The 21,067-nt window shown below is 46.4% G+C and carries 22 protein-coding genes; 13 read left to right on the plus strand and 9 right to left on the minus strand.

Going from position 1 to position 21,067, the window contains the following annotated elements:
- Positions 1 to 126 precede the first annotated feature (126 nt).
- Positions 127 to 687 carry a signal peptidase I gene (gene lepB, locus MST20_RS03275; RefSeq protein WP_043928613.1) on the plus strand — a complete coding sequence of 187 codons (561 nt, stop codon included), beginning with the start codon at positions 127 to 129 and terminating at the stop codon, positions 685 to 687.
- Between the two features lie 45 nt (positions 688 to 732).
- On the opposite strand, the gene MST20_RS03280 is transcribed toward lepB, so the two are convergent.
- The gene (locus tag MST20_RS03280) at positions 733 to 1,002 is read right to left on the minus strand and encodes a hypothetical protein (protein ID WP_165426891.1); all 270 of its coding nucleotides are present in this window, start codon (positions 1,000 to 1,002) and stop codon (positions 733 to 735) included.
- Between the two features lie 12 nt (positions 1,003 to 1,014).
- Entirely contained in the window at positions 1,015 to 1,257 is a 243-nt protein-coding gene (locus MST20_RS03285; protein ID WP_243940098.1) for a hypothetical protein, read from the minus strand.
- 172 nt (positions 1,258 to 1,429) lie between these two features.
- Here MST20_RS03285 and MST20_RS03290 point away from each other — a divergent pair, with 172 nt between their 5' ends.
- Complete coding sequence (locus tag MST20_RS03290; protein ID WP_065644046.1) at positions 1,430 to 3,049, plus strand: ABC-F family ATP-binding cassette domain-containing protein; 1,620 nt, start codon at positions 1,430 to 1,432, stop codon at positions 3,047 to 3,049.
- 57 nt (positions 3,050 to 3,106) lie between these two features.
- Positions 3,107 to 3,481 (plus strand): YybH family protein, encoded by a 375-nt coding sequence (locus MST20_RS03295; protein WP_243940100.1) that lies wholly within the window; start codon positions 3,107 to 3,109, stop codon positions 3,479 to 3,481.
- A 115-nt stretch (positions 3,482 to 3,596) separates the two neighbouring features.
- Here MST20_RS03295 and MST20_RS03300 read toward each other — a convergent pair whose 3' ends face one another.
- From MST20_RS03300 to mreBH, 3 genes are all read right to left on the minus strand, one after another.
- Positions 3,597 to 4,829 carry an aminopeptidase gene (locus tag MST20_RS03300; protein WP_075753033.1) on the minus strand — a complete coding sequence of 411 codons (1,233 nt, stop codon included), beginning with the start codon at positions 4,827 to 4,829 and terminating at the stop codon, positions 3,597 to 3,599.
- Positions 4,830 to 4,919: 90 nt separating this feature from the next.
- A complete protein-coding gene (locus MST20_RS03305) occupies positions 4,920 to 5,051 on the minus strand; it encodes a protein YkpC (protein WP_003181378.1) in 132 nt (43 codons plus the stop codon).
- A 73-nt stretch (positions 5,052 to 5,124) separates the two neighbouring features.
- Complete coding sequence (gene mreBH, locus MST20_RS03310) at positions 5,125 to 6,132, minus strand: rod-share determining protein MreBH (protein ID WP_003181381.1); 1,008 nt, start codon at positions 6,130 to 6,132, stop codon at positions 5,125 to 5,127.
- A gap of 305 nt (positions 6,133 to 6,437) precedes the next feature.
- Here mreBH and MST20_RS03315 point away from each other — a divergent pair, with 305 nt between their 5' ends.
- The 4 genes from MST20_RS03315 (at position 6,438) to ade (ending at position 10,805) form a co-directional block, all read left to right on the plus strand.
- The gene (locus MST20_RS03315; RefSeq protein ID WP_020451235.1) at positions 6,438 to 6,725 is read left to right on the plus strand and encodes an AbrB/MazE/SpoVT family DNA-binding domain-containing protein; all 288 of its coding nucleotides are present in this window, start codon (positions 6,438 to 6,440) and stop codon (positions 6,723 to 6,725) included.
- A gap of 167 nt (positions 6,726 to 6,892) precedes the next feature.
- Positions 6,893 to 8,230 carry an ATP-binding protein gene (locus MST20_RS03320; RefSeq protein WP_243940102.1) on the plus strand — a complete coding sequence of 446 codons (1,338 nt, stop codon included), beginning with the start codon at positions 6,893 to 6,895 and terminating at the stop codon, positions 8,228 to 8,230.
- A gap of 63 nt (positions 8,231 to 8,293) precedes the next feature.
- Positions 8,294 to 8,956: a potassium channel family protein gene (locus MST20_RS03325; protein ID WP_020451237.1), complete on the plus strand. Its 663-nt coding sequence runs from the start codon at positions 8,294 to 8,296 to the stop codon at positions 8,954 to 8,956.
- A 127-nt stretch (positions 8,957 to 9,083) separates the two neighbouring features.
- Positions 9,084 to 10,805: an adenine deaminase gene (gene ade, locus MST20_RS03330; protein WP_243940104.1), complete on the plus strand. Its 1,722-nt coding sequence runs from the start codon at positions 9,084 to 9,086 to the stop codon at positions 10,803 to 10,805.
- A 46-nt stretch (positions 10,806 to 10,851) separates the two neighbouring features.
- On the opposite strand, the gene rnjA is transcribed toward ade, so the two are convergent.
- Complete coding sequence (rnjA, locus tag MST20_RS03335; protein ID WP_243940106.1) at positions 10,852 to 12,519, minus strand: ribonuclease J1; 1,668 nt, start codon at positions 12,517 to 12,519, stop codon at positions 10,852 to 10,854.
- 4 nt (positions 12,520 to 12,523) lie between these two features.
- Positions 12,524 to 12,733, minus strand: a complete 210-nt coding sequence (locus MST20_RS03340; RefSeq protein ID WP_020451240.1) for a DNA-dependent RNA polymerase subunit epsilon — start codon at positions 12,731 to 12,733, stop codon at positions 12,524 to 12,526.
- Positions 12,734 to 13,131: 398 nt separating this feature from the next.
- Between MST20_RS03340 and MST20_RS03345 the strand changes: the two genes are divergently transcribed.
- Positions 13,132 to 13,908, plus strand: a complete 777-nt coding sequence (locus tag MST20_RS03345) for a Cof-type HAD-IIB family hydrolase (protein WP_243940108.1) — start codon at positions 13,132 to 13,134, stop codon at positions 13,906 to 13,908.
- Between the two features lie 38 nt (positions 13,909 to 13,946).
- On the opposite strand, the gene def is transcribed toward MST20_RS03345, so the two are convergent.
- Both def and MST20_RS03355 read right to left on the minus strand, forming a co-directional pair.
- Positions 13,947 to 14,501 carry a peptide deformylase gene (gene def / locus MST20_RS03350; RefSeq protein ID WP_075753456.1) on the minus strand — a complete coding sequence of 185 codons (555 nt, stop codon included), beginning with the start codon at positions 14,499 to 14,501 and terminating at the stop codon, positions 13,947 to 13,949.
- A 120-nt stretch (positions 14,502 to 14,621) separates the two neighbouring features.
- Positions 14,622 to 14,753 carry a YjcZ family sporulation protein gene (locus MST20_RS03355; RefSeq protein WP_003181399.1) on the minus strand — a complete coding sequence of 44 codons (132 nt, stop codon included), beginning with the start codon at positions 14,751 to 14,753 and terminating at the stop codon, positions 14,622 to 14,624.
- Positions 14,754 to 15,010: 257 nt separating this feature from the next.
- Here MST20_RS03355 and MST20_RS03360 point away from each other — a divergent pair, with 257 nt between their 5' ends.
- From MST20_RS03360 to lpdA, 5 genes are all read left to right on the plus strand, one after another.
- Positions 15,011 to 15,679, plus strand: a complete 669-nt coding sequence (locus MST20_RS03360) for a YkyA family protein (protein WP_165426898.1) — start codon at positions 15,011 to 15,013, stop codon at positions 15,677 to 15,679.
- A 397-nt stretch (positions 15,680 to 16,076) separates the two neighbouring features.
- Complete coding sequence (gene pdhA / locus MST20_RS03365; RefSeq protein WP_075753024.1) at positions 16,077 to 17,192, plus strand: pyruvate dehydrogenase (acetyl-transferring) E1 component subunit alpha; 1,116 nt, start codon at positions 16,077 to 16,079, stop codon at positions 17,190 to 17,192.
- Positions 17,193 to 17,195: 3 nt separating this feature from the next.
- Complete coding sequence (pdhB, locus tag MST20_RS03370) at positions 17,196 to 18,173, plus strand: alpha-ketoacid dehydrogenase subunit beta (protein ID WP_243940110.1); 978 nt, start codon at positions 17,196 to 17,198, stop codon at positions 18,171 to 18,173.
- Positions 18,174 to 18,335: 162 nt separating this feature from the next.
- Positions 18,336 to 19,628 carry a dihydrolipoamide acetyltransferase family protein gene (locus tag MST20_RS03375; protein WP_243940112.1) on the plus strand — a complete coding sequence of 431 codons (1,293 nt, stop codon included), beginning with the start codon at positions 18,336 to 18,338 and terminating at the stop codon, positions 19,626 to 19,628.
- Between the two features lie 4 nt (positions 19,629 to 19,632).
- Positions 19,633 to 21,045: a dihydrolipoyl dehydrogenase gene (lpdA, locus tag MST20_RS03380; protein WP_020451247.1), complete on the plus strand. Its 1,413-nt coding sequence runs from the start codon at positions 19,633 to 19,635 to the stop codon at positions 21,043 to 21,045.
- Positions 21,046 to 21,067: the final 22 nt, after the last annotated feature.

Here is a 21,067-nt window from a genome sequence, read left to right on the forward strand (position 1 = left end):
TCTTTTTTACCGTTTTTGCCGGAAGTGAGCGCGGGGATTATGTATTCGGCAGGAACTTGTGATAAAGTATAGGAAAGCTTTATTTTGCATGTATGCTGTGACAGACTGTTTTTAGGAGGAAGCGTTTTGACTGAAGAAAAATCCACCAAAAATAAAAACTCTCTCTTTGAATGGGTAAAAGCCATTATTATCGCAGTCGTTCTGGCGTTATTGATCAGGGCATTTTTATTCGAACCGTATTTAGTCGAAGGTACATCAATGGACCCGACGCTGCACGACGGAGAGCGGCTGTTCGTCTATAAAACGGTTAAATACGTAGGCGAATTTAAGCGGGGAGATATCGTCATTATCGACGGCGATGAAAAAAATGTCCATTATGTAAAGCGCTTGATCGGCCTGCCGGGAGATACCGTGCAAATGAAAGATGACACGCTGTACATAAACGGGAAAAAGGTGTCTGAGCCGTATCTTTCGGAAAACAGAAAAGAGGCGGAAGCAGTCGGCGTCAAGCTGACGGGCGACTTTGGCCCTGTGAAGGTTCCGGAAGGCAAGTATTTCGTGATGGGAGACAATCGCCAGAGGTCGATGGACAGCCGGAACGGACTCGGACTGATCGATAAAAAACGAGTCGCCGGGACTTCACAATTTGTGTTTTTCCCGTTCAACGAAATCCGAAAAACAGACTGAAAAATGCCTGATGTCCATTTGGACAATCAGGCATTTTTGCTTGATTTATGCGGCTATTGATGCCAGCACTGCGATAAACAGTACGGTAACGAACACAGAGGCCATAATCAGAAGAACGCTGTACAAGACTCTGATTTCCGCGGCTTCTTTTCCCCGTTTTGACAGCATTCGTTTCGCCGCGATATGAACGAACACATAAATCATGGCAATCCCGATGTAAAGGCCGACATCCCGTGCTGTAAAGCCGGTTACGGCAAGATAAACCCCTGCGAAAAAAATAAACATGCAGTATTCCGTCAAAGTGATAAGCTTCATGTCTTCCTCCGTCTAACGATCCGAGTTTTCTTCAAATATCACCTTTTTATAATATATCTTTTGCAGCCATCCCACAAGAAGGCCGAAGCCGATCAGCAGACAGGAAAATATAAAAAAGTCAGAGGTCCACATATCAAACCCTTTGAAAAGCCCGATAGACATCGTAGAAATCACCATGGCCACTGACACGAAAAGCGCTTGGCGCGGCCTCGAATTAATCCACCTGATGATATCAGGGTCATCTTTCAATCTCATTATTCCTTCCCCCATTCTTCAATAATTGTAACATATTGTCACCGAGAAAGTGTGAATAAGAGTTTTTTTGATATATTTTTCTTTAAAACTTTATCGTAAAAAAGCAAAGCATTTCTCTTGCGGAATTTTCGTGTTATACTCTTTTTAATGAAGTATAGATGGAGGATTTTAAATGATAGCTGTTCAAAATGTCAGCTTGCGGTTTGCGGACCGGAAGCTGTTTGAAGATGTAAATATTAAGTTTACGCCGGGAAACTGCTACGGATTGATCGGAGCAAACGGCGCCGGAAAGTCCACTTTTTTGAAAATATTATCAGGTGAAATCGAGCCTCAGACGGGCGAGGTTCATATGAGCCCGGGCGAACGCCTTGCCGTCCTGAAGCAGAACCACTTTGAGTATGAAGAACATGAAGTGCTGAAAGTCGTGATCATGGGGCATAAACGCCTTTATGAAGTCATGCAGGAAAAAGACGCGATTTACATGAAACCCGATTTTTCAGATGAAGACGGAATCCGCGCCGCAGAACTTGAGGGCGAATTCGCCGAGCTGAACGGCTGGGAAGCCGAAGGGGAAGCGGCGATTTTGTTAAAAGGCCTCGGCATTCCTGAAGAGCTCCATACGAAGAAAATGGCGGATCTGGGCGGTTCCGAAAAGGTGAAAGTTCTCCTTGCGCAGGCCCTGTTCGGAAAACCTGACGTCCTTCTTCTCGATGAGCCGACCAACCACTTGGATATTCAGGCAATCCAGTGGCTTGAAGAGTTTTTAATCAATTTTGAGAATACGGTTATCGTCGTATCGCATGACCGCCACTTTTTGAATAAAGTATGTACGCATATTGCCGACCTGGATTTTAACAAAATTCAAATTTATGTCGGAAACTATGATTTCTGGTATGAATCAAGCCAGCTTGCGCTAAAAATGAATCAGGAAGCCAATAAGAAAAAAGAAGAGCAGATCAAACAGCTCCAGGAGTTCGTCGCCAGATTCAGCGCCAACGCCTCCAAATCGAAGCAGGCGACATCAAGAAAAAAACTGCTTGAAAAGATTACGCTTGACGATATTAAACCGTCATCGCGCAAGTATCCGTACGTGCATTTCACACCTGAACGCGAAATTGGAAACGATGTGCTTGTCGTCAAAGACCTGTCGAAAACGATTGACGGTGTCAAGGTGCTTGACTCGGTCAGCTTTATGATGAATAAAGAGGATAAAATCGCTTTTACAGGCCGGAATGAGCTTGCCGCTACTACGCTCTTTAAAATCCTTGCCGGGGAAATGGAGCCTGACAGCGGATCGTTTAAATGGGGCGTCACAACATCACAGGCGTTTTTCCCGAAAGACAACAGCGAGTATTTTGAAAACAGCGATTTAAACCTTGTCGATTGGCTTCGCCAATTTTCGCCGCATGACCAAAGCGAAAGCTTCCTGCGCGGATTTTTGGGCCGGATGCTGTTCTCCGGTGAAGAAGTGCTGAAAAAAGCAAGCGTTTTGTCAGGGGGAGAAAAAGTCCGCTGCATGCTGTCCAAAATGATGCTGTCCGGCGCCAATGTGCTGATGCTTGATGAGCCGACAAACCATTTGGACCTCGAATCCATTACAGCGCTGAATAACGGTTTAATCAGCTTTAAAGGCGCTATGCTGTTTACATCTCATGACCATCAGTTTGTCCAAACAATCGCCAACCGCATCATCGAAATCACGCCAAACGGAATCGTCGATAAACAGATGAGCTATGACGAGTTTTTGGAAGACAAAGCGGTTCAGGACAAGCTTGCTGAACTTTACGCGTAATGCTAGAAAACCCGCCTTAAAAAGCGGGTTTTTTTATAAAAAAGGGAGATGGTTGCCGTGTCATGCCGCAAGGCTCTTGAGCAATATATTCAAGCTACAAACACACATGAGTTTGAGAATGTCAAAAAGCTCCTTCATCCCGACGCTGTGTACTGGTTTTCGGATCAAACGTGCTCGGGCGCTGAGGAAATTCAGCGTTATTTTGAAAACGCCTGGAAGCAAATCGAAAACGAAGTATACAGTGCCAGTCATATCAGTTGGATCACGGAAACGGACGAACAGGCCGTCTGTCTTTATACATACGAATGGACAGGATTTTATAGGGGCGAACCGGTTCAAGGGGCAGGCCGTGCGACAAACGTATTTGTAAAGGGCGAGTCAGGAAGCTGGAAGCTGAAGCATGAACATTTAAGCAGTTTGCCTAAATCATGAGGAGGCGGGGCATTGGACCGGCTTTATATGTACGGAAGTTAGGAAGACCGGCCGCATGCGGACACGATATAAAAGGACCTCAGAAGTTTTCTGAGGTCCTTTTGGGCGGAATGCTTTAGATCGCCCAGTTGCCGTTTCTGAAAATCGGCTCTCTTTTTCCGTCTGCTGTGATTCCGTCTATATTCATTTCTCCTGAACCGATCATGAAGTCAACATGTGTGATGCTTTCGTTTAATCCTTCTTTCGCCAGCTCCTCGCGCGACATCTGCTTTCCGCCTTCGATGTTGAATGCGTACGCACTGCCGATCGCGAGGTGGTTTGACGCGTTTTCGTCAAACAGCGTGTTGTAAAACAGAATATTGGACTTGGAAATCGGCGAATCGTGGGCAACGAGCGCAATTTCGCCTAAGTAGTGTGAACCCTCATCTGTTTCGATCAGTTCTTTTAAAATCTCTTCACCTTGTTCAGCTTTGACATCGGTGATCCGTCCGTTTTCAAATGTCAGCTGAAAGCCGTCGATCAGATTGCCGCCGTAGCTTAACGGCTTCGTGCTTGAAACAGTGCCGTTCACTCCGTCTTTTTTCGGAGCGGTGAATACTTCTTCTGTCGGCATATTGGCCATGAACTCGATGCCGTTTTCGTTTGTGCTTCCTGCGCCGACCCACAGGTGCTTCTCAGGAAGCTCGATCGTCAAATCTGTTCCTTTTGCTTGGTAATGAAGGGCTTGGTAATGCTTGTCGTTTAAGACGCTTACTTTATCGCGCAAAGTTTGATCGTGGTCTTTCCACGCCTGAACAGGATCTTCACGGTCGACGCGGGTCGTTTTGAAGATCTCATTCCACAGCTTTTGCACCGCTGTCTCTTCATCTGCGTCAGGGAATACTTTTTTTGCCCAGGCCGGTGAAGGTGCTGCGACGACAGTCCAGCTGACTTTATCCGATTGAATCATTTGCCTGTATGTATGCATCGCCTTTCCGGCGGCTTTTTGCTGGGCTGCGATTTTTTTGGAATCGATGCCTTTTAAAAGATCAGGGCTTGAAGAGACAATGGAAATAAAAGCGGCGCCTTCTTTAGCGAGCGTCTCCAGACCTTTCGCTTCCCACTCAGGGAATTCTTCAAAGGCTTCCGCTGGGGCCAGCTCATATTTCAGCCTTGTCACCTCATCATCCTGCCAGCGGACCGTCACGTTTTTTGCCCCTCTTTGATAGGCGCTTTTGACGAGGAGCCGTGCAAAATCGCGTACTTCTGTTGACGCGTTGATGACGACTTTCTGTCCTTTTTGAACGTTTACACCGACTTCGGCTACAAGCTTCGCATACTTGCTCAATTTATCAGTAAACGAATTCATTGGCAAAACCTCCTTTATTGTCCATAACATCATATCAAATATTTGATTGAAAAGAAAAAAAGACGCAGCCCGGTAAGGCTGCATCTTTTTTTAACGGTTGATTTTGGCCGTTTGGCCGGGGGGCGAGCTTGGCATGTTTGCAAGGGAGATGCTCATCCCCCCGAGAATAATACCGCTTAAAATAACGGTGATGGCCAGGCGTCTTCCCATATCTCTAAGCATGTTCTTCCTCCTTATCGTTTCTCCATTCCTCACGATATGAAAGAAGCAGGGAAAAAAGACGCGAAAACAAAAATTATTTAGCCGCTTTTTGCAATTTATCGATTACTTCAAGAGAGCGGCCCGTTCCGATGGCGACAGACTCGAGCGGATTTGCAGCAACATGCACGGGCACAACGATTTCCTGTGAAAGCCATTCTTTGATGCCGTTCAAAAGCGCGCCTCCTCCGGTTAAAATCACGCCCCGGTCGACAATGTCTCCGCTCAGCTCGGGAGGACAGTCTTCAAGCGTCGCTCTGATGGCTTCGATAATATGAAGGAGCGATTCGCGCATCGCTTTCTGAATCTCTTTTGATTCCAGGGTAATCGTTTTCGGAAGGCCTGTGACAAGGTCGCGCCCTCTGACTTCCATCGTTTTCGTCTCATGGTCAATCAATGCGTAGCCGATCTCGATCTTGACTTCTTCGGCCGTCCGTTCACCGATCAGCAGGTTGTATTTTTTTCTGACGAATGACACGATGTCTTCATCAAGCTGATCGCCGCCGATCCGGATCGAGTGGCACGAGACTACGCCTCCGAATGAAATGATCGCCACTTCTGTCGTGCCGCCGCCGATATCGACGACAACGTTTGCGACAGGTTCATCGACAGGCAGGTCTGCACCGATGGCGGCAGCGACAGGCTCTTCAATCAAATGGACTTGCTTGGCTCCGCAGTTTTTGACAGCATCGCTGATCGCGCGCCTTTCAACCGCGGTTGAACCGGACGGCGTGCAGACGACGACGCTCGGCTTTCTGAACGTAAAGCCGATGTTCTTTCCGGCTTTTTTCATAATCTGCTTCAAGAGGTCTGTCGTCATGTCATAATCGGCGATGACTCCGTCTTTCATCGGCCTGACCGCGACGATTTTTCCCGGTGTCTTCCCGATCATGTTTTTGGCTTCTGTGCCGACCGCCAATACGCTCTTTGTTTCCGTATCCACGGCGACAACGGAAGGCTCATTTAAAATAATTCCTTTGTTTTTGCTGTAAACCAATATGTTAGCTGTGCCTAGATCAATTCCGATCTCGGTTGTTTGAAACATGTTTTCACCCAATCTCTATTTAAAATTTTTCCGAAAAACGAAATTTTCTTCGTGCTGAAAAAATGAATTTCATTTAAATTTTCTCAAATGATCGGCGGTTTTTGGGGGTTTGTGACGAGTTTGAAACCAATCTGTAAAATGCTGTCCTCATATTGACATGATGAGAAATTATTTCATTTTTATGACCGAATTTTTGTCAAAGAAACGTTCAATAAGGGAAACCTTTTTCAGTCTTCGTTCGTCTATCGTTATGCTAAGACAATATCTTAGAAAAATAGAAACAAAAGAGGAAGTAGGCGAAAGTTTTGAAAGCAATTGGAGTTGTGAGAAAAGTAGACGAACTCGGCCGAATCGTGATGCCGATTGAATTGAGAAGAGCTTTGGATATTTCGATCAAGGACAGCATCGAATTCTTTGTCGACCAAGATAAAATTGTCCTGAAAAAATATAAACCGCACGGTGTGTGCCTGATGACCGGTGAAATCACTTCTGAAAACCGCGAGTATGGAAACGGGAAAATTACGCTGAGTCCTGAGGGGGCTGAATTGCTTTTGGAAGAAATTAAAGCCGCCTTAAACGAAGTGAAAGCATAAGATTTGAAGCCCTTTATCAGAAGGGCTTTTTCTTGCACCGACAGAAGATAAAACCGCCGTCACTGAAAAATTCAGCCATAGAGACGATAAATACTTCGAACAATCCTCTCAAATGTGGTGTAAAGAATGTTACAATTGACTGAGAAATACAAGTGGCAGGTGGGGGTATGAGAAGATATCAAGGACGAATCATTGCAACCGTGCTGGCAATGACTTTTATCATGTTTTGGAATTTTTTATTCTATGGGGTGTTGGGAAATAAAATCAATTGGACGGTTGATCTGCTGTTTACGCTGGTGACATTAATCAGCGTTTGGTGGCTCACGCTTTATATCGATGAGTCAAATCAGCTTGTCTATAAACTGAAGGAAAGCGAAAAGAAATATAAAGAGCTTTCCTCAGAAACCAACCGCATCATGGATAACCTTCAGGAAATCGTCTTTCAGACGGACCGGATAGGATACATTACATTTTTGAATCAGGCGTGGACAACCTTGACCGGATACAGTGTCGAAGAGAGTCTTGGAACGATGTACAACGATTATTTTGACCATGAAGAACGGATCTCGAATCACCTGATCGCCCAGCTGAAGAACAAGGAGCCTGAAGGCAGGATCGAAGTGCTCTACCATCGCAAAGACGGGAGCAAGTTCTGGGGCGAAGTTCACTATAAACTTTATTATAAAAACGGTCAATTTACGAGCAGCTTGGGGACGCTGACTGATGTGACAGAACGGAAAAAAGCGGAGATGGAACTGTTCAAGTCGAATCAGCGGCTGGCTATGCAGTCTCAGAAGCTGGCGATGGCCGGGCAGCTCGCCGCAGGGATCGCTCACGAAGTCAGGAACCCGCTGACATCGGTAAACGGATTTTTGCAGCTGATGAAAGCGGAATATCCCGACCGGAAAGATTACTTTGACATTATTTTCTCAGAGATTAAACGAATCGATTCTGTGCTCGGCGAACTGCTTGTGCTGGCCAAACCGCACCAGGTTCAATTTAAAAAGGTCAACATCAATTCGGTTCTTCAGCAGGTGGCAACGCTTCTTGAGACCAACGCCGTGCTTTCCCACATTAAGATCGAAAAAGCGTTTCAGAACGGAGAGGAGTGGGAAATAAACGGTGATGAAAATCAAATCAAACAGGTATTCATTAATTTAATAAAAAACGGGATAGAAGCGATGCCTGACGGCGGAAAAATCACGATCTCCTCGGAGGTTGAAGGTGACTATGTGAAAATCAGCATCAAAGACGAAGGCGGCGGCATTTCCCAAGCCGATTTGGCAAAGCTCGGGGAGCCTTTCTTTTCAACGAAAGAAGAAGGGACGGGTCTTGGGCTGACGATTTGCCTGAATATTATCGGCGCCCACAACGGAGAAATGAAAATCGACAGCGAATTGGGCGAAGGGAGCACATTCCACATCCTGCTTCCGATCGACAAAGGAGCGGCATCCGAAGAGAACGATCTTCAGCAAGGATGCTGCAGCCGCGCAACGATAAAATAAAAGAGGAAAAATTCCACTTCATATGATAGAATTTGTTCAGATTGACCCATGGAGGAATTACCGATGAAAAAAGAATTTGCAGTAATTGGACTCGGCCGGTTCGGCGGCAGCATTTGTAAAGCATTGAGTGAAGAAGGGCTTGAGGTAATGGCGATCGACAGAGATGAAGATCGCGTAAACGAATACGCCAAAATTGCCTCACATGCTGTGATAGGAGACACTACAGATGAATCAGTGCTGAAAAACCTTGGACTGCGCAATTTTGACCACGTCATTGTAGCGATCGGGGAGAACATTCAAGCGAGCATTTTGACAACGCTGATTTTGAAAGAGCTTGGTGTGAAAATGATCACTGTCAAAGCTCAAAACGATTATCACGAAAAAGTATTATCCAAAATCGGAGCGGACCGGATCGTTCATCCGGAGCGTGAAATGGGAAAAAGAATCGCCCACAATATCGTCTCCAACAATGTGCTTGATTATCTTGAACTTTCTGATGAACACAGCCTTGTCGAAATCGCAGCGAACGGCAAACTGGCCGGAAATACGCTGCTTGACCTTGATATCAGGGCCAGATACGGAATTAATATTGTCGCGATCAAGCGGGGGAAAGAAGTCATCGTATCTCCGCTTGCCACCGAAGAGATTCAAAAAGACGATATTTTAATCGTCATCGGCTCAAATCCTGACATCGAGAGATTTGAAAAAAAAGTCTTTCAACATTAAAATGCCATCGATCAGCCGCGGGAACCCCACAGCCCGCGGTTTTTTTGATCTTTTCATTGACTGTTTCAAACGATTCAGCTACGATATTGAACCATATCCATATAAAAAAGAGAGGGGACATATATCTTTGGACAAAGAGATGTTCATTCGCCGGCTTGGCGCCGCCAGTCATCGTAAAAAAGCGGATACTGTAATTAAAAACGGAAAGATCATGGATGTTTTTAATCAGGAATGGTTGAAGACAGACATCGCTATCACAGACGGGGCCATCGTCGGTTTGGGCGATTATGAGGGGGAGAATACCATTGACGCAGAAGGACAAATGATCGTTCCCGGCTTTATCGACGGTCATGTCCACATTGAGTCTTCAATGGTGACGCCGCCCGAATTTGCCAAAGCGGTGATTCCCCACGGTGTGACAACCGTTGTCACCGATCCCCATGAAATCGCGAATGTCTCAGGAGTGAGGGGTCTTGAGTTCATGTTGGAGCAGGCTAAGATGACCAGGCTGAACATTCGTTTTATGCTCCCTTCTTGTGTGCCTGCGGCACCATTTGAAAAATCGGGTGCGGTTTTGAACGCCGCAGATTTACATCCTTTTTACAGCCGCGAAGAGGTGCTCGGGCTTGCGGAAGTGATGGACTATGTGGCTGTTGAAGCGGGAGAGCCGGATATGGTGCAAAAGCTCATGGATGCCCATACAGCAGGCAAGCGTATTGACGGACATCTGGCCGGCTTGTCAGCCGGGTTCGTCAATGTCTACAGAGCGGCGGGCGTGCTGACAGACCATGAGGTCACAACACCTGAAGAGGCGCTTGAACGGGTCAGAAGAGGTATGTACGTCATGCTGAGAGAAGGCTCTGCGGCAAAGAATACACGTCATGTTTTGCCTGCGGTCAATGAGAAAAATGCGAGACGCTTCTTTTTCTGTACGGATGATAAGCATTTGGATGAACTGATCGATGAAGGAAGCATTAACCACCAGGTCAAGCTTGCCATTCAAGAGGGACTTGACCCGTTTCTCGCATATCAAATGGGCAGCCTCAATGCAGCGGAATGCTTCGGGTTAAAGGCGAAGGGAGCGGTCGCACCGGGTTATGACGCAGACCTCCTTTTCATCAGCGATTTTGAGAACGTCAGCATTTCAAAGACGATGATTAACGGCGTGATCTGGAGCGGGGCAGAACAAAGCGAATCTATGGGCGGCAATGCGGCAGCCGCTCTGCTCCAATCTGTCCATCTCCCTGATTTGCATGCGAATGATCTGGAAATTCCGATCGTTCAAGGGAGTGAAATCAGGGTTATTGACATTATCCCCAATCAGCTTGAAACAAAGCTGTCCTTGGCCAAGCCGAAAAGCGGCGCTTTTTTTCAGCCGGATCTGGAAAGCGATCTGATGAAAATTGCAGTGATTGAGCGCCATCGCGGCGTTAAAGGAATCGGACTCGGCGTTGTCAGGGGCTTCGGTTTAAAAGAAGGCGCCATCGCGACAACGATTTCTCATGATTCCCACAATTTAATCGCTGTCGGTACAAATGATCAAGACATCTTAAAAGCGGTTGAACGTCTCGGAGAAATCGGGGGAGGCCTCACCATTGCAAAAGGAGGAAAGGAGCTTCAATCCGTCGCTCTGCCGATTGCCGGCCTCTTGTCGGACAAACCGCTTGAGACGGTAAACGAAAGCTTAAAATCTCTTCATGCAGCATTAACGGAGACAGGATTTTCAGGAGCGTTCAATCCTTTTCTGACGCTTTCTTTTTTAGCGCTTCCTGTTATTCCCGACATTAAAATGACGACGGAAGGCTTGTTTGATGTTAAAGCGTTCAGGCATATCCCGATTCAACCATAAAAAAACGGATGCACACCGGTGCATCCGTTTTTTGCTAAAGCCGCGATTAGACTTCCATAATAATCGGAAGGATCATCGGCCGGCGTTTTGTTTTTTCATAGAGGAACGGAGCAAGCGTGTCTGTGATCTCGTTCTTAATTTCAGACCACTGCGTTGTTTTGCGCTCCATCACTTTTTTAAGGTGTCCTGCAATCAGGTCCTGAGCATCATTGATTAAATCACCGGACTCTCTCATGTAAACAAACCCTCTGGAAATTAAGTCAGGTCCTGCGGACACTTTGAATTCTTTCATGTTGATGCTGACAACGACAATGACAAGCCCTTCTTCAGAAAGAATCCGGCGGTCGCGAAGCACGATGTTCCCGATGTCGCCGATGCCGCTTCCGTCAATATAGACATTGCCTGACGGGATTTTACCTGCGACTGAGGCTTCTTCGCTTGTCAAAGCAAGCACTTCGCCGTTGTCCATAATAAAGCAGTTTTCCTCAGGAATTCCGCAGTCTGTCGCCAGTTTGACGTGCATTTTCTGCATTCTGTATTCACCGTGAATCGGCATGAAAAACTTTGGCTTGATGAGGCGGAGCATCAGCTTCTGCTCTTCCTGGCCGCCATGTCCTGATGTATGAATGTTAGTCACAGCACCGTGGATGACATCGGCACCCGCCCGGTAAAGCTGGTTAATTGTGCGACTGACGCTGATTGTATTGCCCGGGATCGGAGATGATGAAAATACGACCGTATCCCCGGGATTGATGGAGATCTGCCGGTGTGTGCCGTTAGCAATTCGAGATAGCGCAGCCATCGGTTCACCTTGGCTTCCGGTACAGAGAATCGTCACTTTGCCGGCAGGAAGCCTGTTGATTTCATTCGCTTCAACAAACGTATTTTTCGGAGCCTTAATATACCCGAGCGTTTGGCCGATTTCAATCGCCGACTCCATGCTTCTCCCAAATACGGCAACCTTCCGTCCGTTTGCAACAGCTGCTTCGATCACCTGCTGCAGGCGGTGGATGTTTGACGCGAAGGTTGCGAAGATGATCCGCCCTTCGACTTTTCGGAAAATGTCATCAATGCTTTCTCCGACTTTGCGCTCTGACATCGTGAAATCAGGGATTTCACTGTTGGTGCTGTCAGAAAGCAGGCAAAGCACGCCTTCTTTTCCGATTTCGGCCATCTTGGTCAAGTTGGCGGGTTCGCCTACCGGTGTAAAATCGAATTTAAAGTCACCGGTATGTACGATGTTTCCTTGCGGTGTTTTTACGACAATCCCGTATGAGTCCGGAATGCTGTGGGTCGTCCTGAAAAAAGAAACCGACGTTTTTCTGAATTTGACGATATCGTCTTCTTCAATGATATGAAGCTTTGTTTGGCGCAGCAGACCGTGCTCTTCAAGCTTCTTTCTGAGAAGGCCGATGGCGAGCTGCCCGCCGTAAACGGGAATGTTCACCTGTTTGAGCAGGTACGGTATTCCGCCGATATGGTCTTCGTGGCCGTGCGTAATAAAAAGACCTTTGATTTTTTCTTCGTTTTTGACTAAATAAGTGTAGTCGGGGATGACATAGTCGATTCCGAGGAGCTCGTCTTCCGGAAACTTAATCCCCGCATCGATGAGCACGATCTCGTCCTGGAACTGGACCCCGTACGTGTTTTTGCCGATTTCCCCAAGTCCTCCAAGGGCAAATACAGCCGTTTGATCATTTTTAACAAATTTCATGCATTCATAACTCCAATACTTTAAAATTTTCGCTTTGCTTTTCATATTCTAAAAAAGCGTCTTCAACTTGCTGTATAAACTCAATATTGTAGTTGTATTGTTTTAATTTAGATCTGACTTCACGTTCAGATTGAGCTTCCACAAAAATTGAATCTGTTTTTTCACGAACAGGTACTTCGTCATTGCTTGCTTGATAAAATACCTTATAGATCATCCAAATCTCTCCTTAACTGCCGATTGTTAGACTCATCTTTCTATTATATTCGAAATTGCCTCATAAGAAAAGCGCTTGAGAAAAAAAGGACCCTTCCACACGAGTGAAGGTCCTTTTAGGCAATCGACTTTCTGCGCATCATGCCATTCAGCTGTTTTTTTAATTTTTTCCGCAGTCGGCGTAGCATACGGATTCCTCCTTTCTCTGATTTGTCCGGTCACTACCGTATCTCTTTAGTTCTATTATATGATGAATCCGTCTATTGTTACATGGATATTATTGGCATGTTGATTTTGTTTTGATTTTGAAGTGAAAAGGTTTTCTCGCGTACGCAGTTTTTGTATGATGGTACAGGAGAACCATCAATCATACTAGCTAAGGGAGAAGGATTCACTGCCATGGATAAAAAGCTGATTTTCTTTGATATCGACGGAACGATTTATGATCATGATAAACGTATTCCCGACACCGCGAAACAGGCTGTCTCCGATTTGAAAGCGCACGGCCATCATGTTTTCATCGCATCAGGCCGGGCGCCGTTTATGGTCAGGCCTGTGCTTGAAGAACTGGGCATCGATTCTTTTGTCTCTTATAACGGACAATATGTCGTTTTTGAAGGAGAGGTCATTTATAAAAACCCCATTGCCGAACAGTCACTGGAAGCGCTGCTTGCGCATTCGGACAGCTGCGGCCATCCCCTCGTCTTCATGGGAGAAGAGGGGATGCGCTCTACAACTGCCGGCCATCCGTTCGTCCATGAAGGGATCGGCAGCTTAAAAGTCAATCCGCCGGAAGAGGATCGCGCCTATTTTAAAGGCAGGGATATTTTTCAGGTCCTCTTGTTCTGTACGCAAGACGAGGAAGAGCGGTACAGCCGGTTTCAGGAGTTTGATCTCGTCCGCTGGCACGAGCGCTCCACAGATGTGCTGCCTTCTGGCGGTTCGAAAGCGGAAGGAATCAAAAAAGTCATTGAAAAGCTTCCGTTCGACAGAGAGGATACTTACGCGTTCGGAGACGGTCTGAACGACCTCGAGATGATCAAGTTCGCGGGAACAGGAGTGGCGATGGGCAACGCTGTGCCCGAGCTGAAAAAAATAGCCGACTTTGTCACAAAGCCCGTCGATGAAGACGGCATTCAATACGCGGTAGAAGCCCTCGGGCTTTTGAAACCATAAAAAAACGGATCATGTCTGATCCGTTTTTTTTTGCGGCATTATCTGCCGACAGGCGTTGCGTTTTCGGGTTGTTTCAGCGGGTTTTCTTTGTCGATATGATCGTAAAACATAACGCCGTTTAAATGATCGATTTCATGCTGGAATACGATTGCCGGAAATCCTTTTAAGCGGATGTCGACGTTTTCGCCATCAAGTGTCGTTCCTTTGACACGGATCCGTTCATAGCGCGGAACATATCCGGGAATCGGTTCGTCGACGGACAGGCAGCCCTCGCCGCTTGTCAAATAGCATTTTTGAACAGAGTGGCTGACGATCTTCGGATTGAAAAGCGCATAGCTGTAAAGTGTCCCGTCTTCATTTTCGGCATGAACAGCGATCATTCGTTTATTGATATTAATTTGCGGAGCGGCTAGGCCGACACCAGGACGAAGGTTGTACTTTTGAGCGATTTCAGGGTCCTGGCTGTTTTTGACAAACTCGATCATGTCGCTCAGCTGTTTGATTTCTTCTTCGCTAGCTGGCAATTGAACTTCTTCGGCGACGGTTCTTAAAGCGGGGTGCCCGTCGCGGACAATGTTTTCCATTGTGATCAACATCTTCACTCCCAACGATTCATTATGTAAAGTATAGCGGATCTTGCTCTTTTCGCGCAATCTCTGTGCATGATAAAATGACCAGCCAAAGGAGGCTGGTCATGACGGATTCATCAGGGGCTAGCAGCCTAAATAAGCGGCCCCTACAATAATCAGCAATATAAAGAGAACGACGATCAAAGCGAATGTGCGGCCGTAGCCGTATCCATAACCGCCGCCGTACCCGTATCCAGGGCAGCAATAACCGTACATATGAAGACCTCCTCCGTTATTTTACGCCAGCCTTTTCTTTTTGGTAGGCATGGCGTCTAATATAAATTATGTAAAAGTCCAAAGGTTGTATAGTCGAATGCCCAACTTCAAGGAATTTTCCCTAAATGTTTTGGTCTAAAAGCGAAGGCGGGGGCATACCGATCTGATATCGGCTTGTCCATGCGCTTTAGACTTCTGTTGTCAAACAAACGAATTCATTTTATAGTGGAATTTGTCGAGATTGGGGGAAGTTCAGAGTGAAATTTTCAAACATGCGGGTGCCAGCAGGCATCGTTGTTCTTTTCACGGCAGCATTTGTATTATCGGGCTGTCTCTGGAAAGATCCTGTCGAGTCTTTTCACGGCTCGCTGGAGAAGATCGTGAAATTGGAAGAGCCTTTTAAACAAGAGCAGGGTTCCCTTAAAAGTCTGGAAAAAGCCGAATCAAAGCTTTACGAGGAGATGATCAGGCTCAATATGGATGATTTTGACCGGATCGCTGCGCTCTCCGACAAAGCGCTCAAGACAGCCGGAAACCGCGAGAAGCACTTGAATTCTGAGAAAAAAAGCATAGACGAAGCAAAGCAGGAGTTTGAAGCGAACAAAGCGTCTGCGGAAAAAATCGATGATCAGAAGGTCAGGAAAAAAGCTGAGAACGCTGCTTCTTTTATGGAAAAGCGCTACAAAGCCTACGATTCGCTTTATGACGCCTATCAGAACGCAATCGGCCTTGACAAAGAGCTGTACAAGCTGCTCAAAAACAAAGGTCTTGAACTGGATGACCTCGAGGCGCAGCTGAAAAAAATCAATCAATCGTATGACAAAGTGCTGAAAGAAAGCAAACATTTCAATGAGTATACAAAGGATTACAACAAAGCCAGAAAAGATTTTTACAAGGCTGCGGGGTTCGAGATGAAAGAGGGCTGAATATTCAGCCCTCTTTTTTCGACAAAATCTGTATTGCTATTGTAATACAGAATTCCATCTATACTAGAACAGTTTGAAACAGTCTGAACAACGCTGAAACAGAAATTTAGTAAAGCGAATACATTTATTGAATTTCAGGAATGAAATCGATTGACGAGCATGATCGACTGGTGTAAACTTAGCCTTGGTGGAACTTGTTGTATTAGTTTGTCATAAACTATAAATGATACAGTTTTAGAACGCGTTGTGCTGTCCTTACATAAAAGTTTCGACAACCATCAAAGCGGCTAATAAGAAATAAATATGAGTTGCGCCCGTCAATTTAGGACACCCTAATTCTGTATGTATAAGGGATACACGTCTATGACTGTCAAAAGAAAGGAAGAGGTGACTTTATATGGCTGCAAAAACGAAAAAAGCAATCGTTGATAGCAAAAAGCAATTCGATGCCATTAAAAAGCAGTTCGAAACGTTTCAAATTTTGAATGAAGAAGGCGAAGTCGTTAATGAAGCGGCAATGCCCGATCTATCTGATGATCAATTAAAAGAATTAATGCGCCGCATGGTGTATACACGCATTTTGGATCAGCGTTCTATTTCTTTGAACAGACAAGGCCGCCTTGGCTTCTACGCGCCGACTGCCGGTCAGGAAGCGTCTCAAATTGCCACGCATTTCGCGCTTGAAAAAGAAGACTTCGTTCTTCCGGGCTACCGTGATGTTCCGCAGCTGATCTGGCACGGACTTCCACTTTATCAAGCATTCTTGTTCTCTCGCGGACATTTCCGCGGCAATCAAATGCCGGATGATGTCAATGCGCTGTCACCGCAAATTATTATCGGTGCGCAATACATCCAGACGGCCGGCGTTGCACTCGGCTTGAAAAAACGCGGCAAACAGGCTGTGGCGATCACTTATACTGGAGACGGCGGTGCTTCCCAAGGTGACTTCTACGAAGGAATCAACTTTGCCGGTGCGTATAAAGCTCCAGCTATTTTCGTTGTTCAAAACAACCGCTATGCGATTTCTACACCTGTTGAGAAGCAATCAGCAGCTCAAACAATCGCACAAAAAGCTGCGGCTGCAGGTATCGTCGGCGTTCAAGTAGACGGCATGGATGCCCTTGCTGTATACGCTGCGACACGCGAAGCACGCGAGCGCGCTGTAAACGGCGAAGGCCCTACCCTGATCGAAACGCTTTGCTTCCGTTACGGTCCTCATACTATGGCCGGTGACGACCCGACGAAATACCGTACGAAAGAAATCGAGAATGAGTGGGAGCAGAAAGATCCGCTTGTCCGTTTCCGCAAATTCTTGGAAAACAAAGGCCTTTGGTCTGAAGAAGAAGAAAACAAGGTAATTGAAGAAGCGAAAGAAGAAATCAAGCAGGCGATCAAAAAAGCTGACGAAGAGCCGAAGCAAAAAGTGACCGACCTGATCGACATCATGTATGAAGAGCTTCCTTACAACCTTGCAGAACAAAAGGAAATTTATAAAGAGAAGGAGTCGAAGTAAGCCATGGCGCAAATGACAATGATTCAAGCAATCACTGATGCGTTACGCACAGAACTGAAAAATGACGAAAATGTCTTAGTTTTCGGAGAAGACGTCGGTGTTAACGGCGGCGTGTTCCGTGCGACTGAAGGATTGCAAAAAGAGTTTGGTGAGGATCGCGTATTTGACACTCCTCTTGCTGAATCTGGTATCGGCGGCCTTGCACTCGGCTTAGGCTTACAAGGCTTCCGTCCTGTAATGGAAATTCAATTTTTCGGCTTTGTGTACGAAGTGATGGACTCAGTTTCCGGACAAATGGCACGGATGCGCTACCGTTCCGGCGGCCGCTGGACTTCACCAGTGACAATCCGCTCTCCATTCGGCGGCGGTGTTCATACGCCTGAACTTCACGCGGACAGCTTGGAAGGACTCGTTGCACAGCAGCCTGGACTTAAAGTCGTCATTCCTTCAACTCCGTACGATGCTAAAGGACTTTTAATCTCCGCGATCCGCGATAACGATCCGGTTGTCTTCCTTGAGCACATGAAACTTTACCGTTCATTCCGTCAGGAAGTTCCTGAAGAGGAATACACAATTGAAATCGGCAAAGCCGATGTGAAACGCGAAGGAAAAGACCTTTCCATCATCACATACGGAGCGATGGTTCACGAGTCATTAAAAGCTGCAGAAGAGCTTGAAAAAGAAGGCGTATCTGCTGAGGTTGTCGACCTTCGCACAGTCAGCCCGCTTGACATCGACACGATCATCGCATCTGTGGAAAAAACAGGCCGCGCGATCGTCGTTCAAGAGGCGCAAAAACAGGCTGGAGTGGCTGCAAACGTTGTTGCCGAAATCAACGACCGCGCGATTTTGAGCCTTGAAGCTCCGGTGCTTCGCGTCACTGCTCCTGATACTGTATTCGCATTCTCTCAAGCTGAAAGCGTATGGCTTCCGAACCATAAAGACGTGCTTGAAACTGCGAAAAAAGTATTGGAATTTTAATTAGATCTGAACAATTCAAAGGGAAAAGCTGATATCAGTCTTTTTCCCTTCATGCATTTCCACAGTCAGTCGGAGAAACTGTAGCCGTCTGCTGACAGTCAGCCTCAACAAGCAGGCTGACCACTATATCAACTACGTAATAATCTTAGGAGGTCGAAAACTGTGGCATTTGAATTTAAACTTCCGGATATCGGGGAAGGAATCCACGAAGGCGAAATCGTGAAATGGTTCGTCAAGCCAAACGACGAGGTAAACGAAGACGACGTTTTGGCAGAGGTGCAAAACGATAAAGCAGTTGTAGAAATTCCTTCACCTGTTAAAGGAAAAGTATTAGAATTAAAAGTTGAAGAGGGAACAGTCGCAACCGTTGGGCAGACAATCATCACATTTGATGCACCAGGTTACGAAGATCTTCAATTCAAAGGCGACGAATCAGGCGAAGCGAAAGCGGAAGAAGCTGAAAAACAAGAAACTGATGCACCTGCAGAAGCAGCGGAAGCAAACGAGCAAGCGGATACAGATCCGAATAAGCGCGTCATTGCAATGCCATCTGTCCGCAAGTATGCCCGCGAAAAAGGCGTTGATATCGTGAATGTTTCAGGTTCCGGCAAAAACGGCCGCGTTCTGAAAGAAGATATCGACAGCTTCTTAAACGGAGGAACTGCCGGAAACGCTCAGGCTGCTCAAGCTGAAGAAAAAGCAGAGCCTGCTGCACAAAAACCTACAGCGGCGGTTCAAGTGCCTGAAGGCGAACTCCCTGAAACGCGCGAGAAAATGAGCGGAATCCGCAAAGCCATCGCGAAAGCTATGGTCAACTCAAAACATACCGCTCCACACGTTACACTAATGGACGAAGTCGATGTGACAAACCTTGTCGCTCACCGCAAGCAGTTTAAACAAGTTGCGGCTGATCAAGGAATTAAGCTGACTTACCTGCCTTACGTGGTAAAAGCTTTAACATCAGCTCTGAAAAAATATCCAGTCTTGAATACATCAATTGACGACAATACAGATGAAGTGATTCAGAAGCATTACTACAACATCGGTATTGCGGCAGACACTGACAAAGGCCTGCTTGTGCCGGTCGTTAAAAATGCGGACCGCAAAGCTGTTTTTGAAATTTCAAACGAAATCAACGAACTTGCGACAAAAGCACGCGAAGGCAAACTTGCTCCTGCTGAAATGAAAGGCGCTTCTTGCACAATTACGAATATCGGCTCTGCCGGCGGTCAATGGTTCACACCGGTTATCAACCATCCGGAAGTTGCGATCCTTGGAATCGGCCGCATCGCTGAGAAAGCTGTCGTTCGTGACGGCGAAATCGTCGCTGCACCTGTTCTGGCTCTTTCTCTAAGCTTCGACCACCGTATGATCGACGGCGCAACTGCACAAAACGCATTAAATCACATCAAGCGTTTGCTGAACGATCCACAATTAATTTTAATGGAGGCGTAATGTAATGGTAGTAGGAGATTTCCCTATTGAAACAGATACTCTTGTCATTGGTGCGGGACCTGGCGGCTATGTAGCTGCCATCCGCGCTGCTCAGCTTGGACAAAAAGTAACAATCGTTGAAAAAGGCAATCTTGGAGGCGTATGTCTGAATGTCGGATGTATCCCTTCAAAAGCGCTGATCAATGCAGGCCACCGTTATGAGAATGCAAAGCATTCTGAAGAGATGGGGATCACTGCTGAAAACGTAAAAGTTGACTTTACAAAAGTTCAAGAATGGAAAGCCTCTGTCGTCAATAAGCTGACCGGCGGTGTTGAAGGCCTTCTGAAAGGCAACAAAGTCGACATCGTAAAAGGCGAAGCGTACTTTGTAGACAGCAATTCTGTACGCGTGATGGATGAGAATTCAGCTCAGACTTACACGTTCAAAAATGCGATCATTGCAACAGGTTCTCGCCCTATCGAATTGCCAAACTTCAAATATAGCGACCGCGTACTGAATTCAACCGGCGCGCTTGCACTGAAAGAAATTCCTAAGAAGCTCGTTGTCATCGGCGGCGGCTACATCGGAACAGAGCTCGGTACTGCATATGCAAACTTCGGCACTGAAGTTGTCATTCTTGAAGGCGGAGAAGAAATCCTTCCAGGCTTTGAGAAGCAAATGAGCTCTCTTGTCAAACGCAACCTGAAGAAAAAAGGCAACGTTGAAATCCATACAAAAGCTATGGCTAAAGGCGTAGAAGAAAAAGCTGACGGCGTAACCGTTACGTTCGAAGTGAAAGGCGAAGAGCAAACGATCGATGCGGACTACGTACTTGTTACTGTCGGCCGCGTTGCAAACACGGACGAGCTCGGACTTGAACAAGTGGGCGTTGAAATGACGGACCGCGGCATCATCAAAACGGACAAACAATGCCGTACAAACATTCCGAACATCTATGCGATCGGTGACATCATCGAAGGTCCTCCGCTTGCACATAAAGCTTCTTATGAAGGTAAAATCGCTGCTGAAGCGATTGCCGGAGAAGCAGCGGAAATCGATTATCTCGGAATTCCTGCGGTCGTCTTTTCTGAACCTGAACTTGCATCTGTGGGATACACTGAAGCACAGGCTAAAGAAGAAGGTCTTGCAGTGACTGCAGCCAAATTCCCGTTTGCTGCAAACGGACGTGCGCTGTCATTAAACGAAACTGACGGTTTCCTTAAACTTGTAACACGCAAAGAAGACGGCTTAGTTATCGGTGCACAAATCGCCGGAGCAAGCGCTTCTGACATGATTTCTGAGCTGAGCTTGGCGATCGAAGCAGGCATGACTGCTGAAGATATCGCCATGACAATCCATGCTCACCCTACATTGGGAGAAATCACAATGGAAGCTGCAGAAGTTGCCATTGGCATGCCGATTCACGTTGTAAAATAATTAACAGAAAAACCCCCAGCAG

It is taken from the genome of Bacillus sp. B19-2, from assembly GCF_022832475.1.
GTDB classification, from domain to species: domain Bacteria; phylum Bacillota; class Bacilli; order Bacillales; family Bacillaceae; genus Bacillus; species Bacillus paralicheniformis.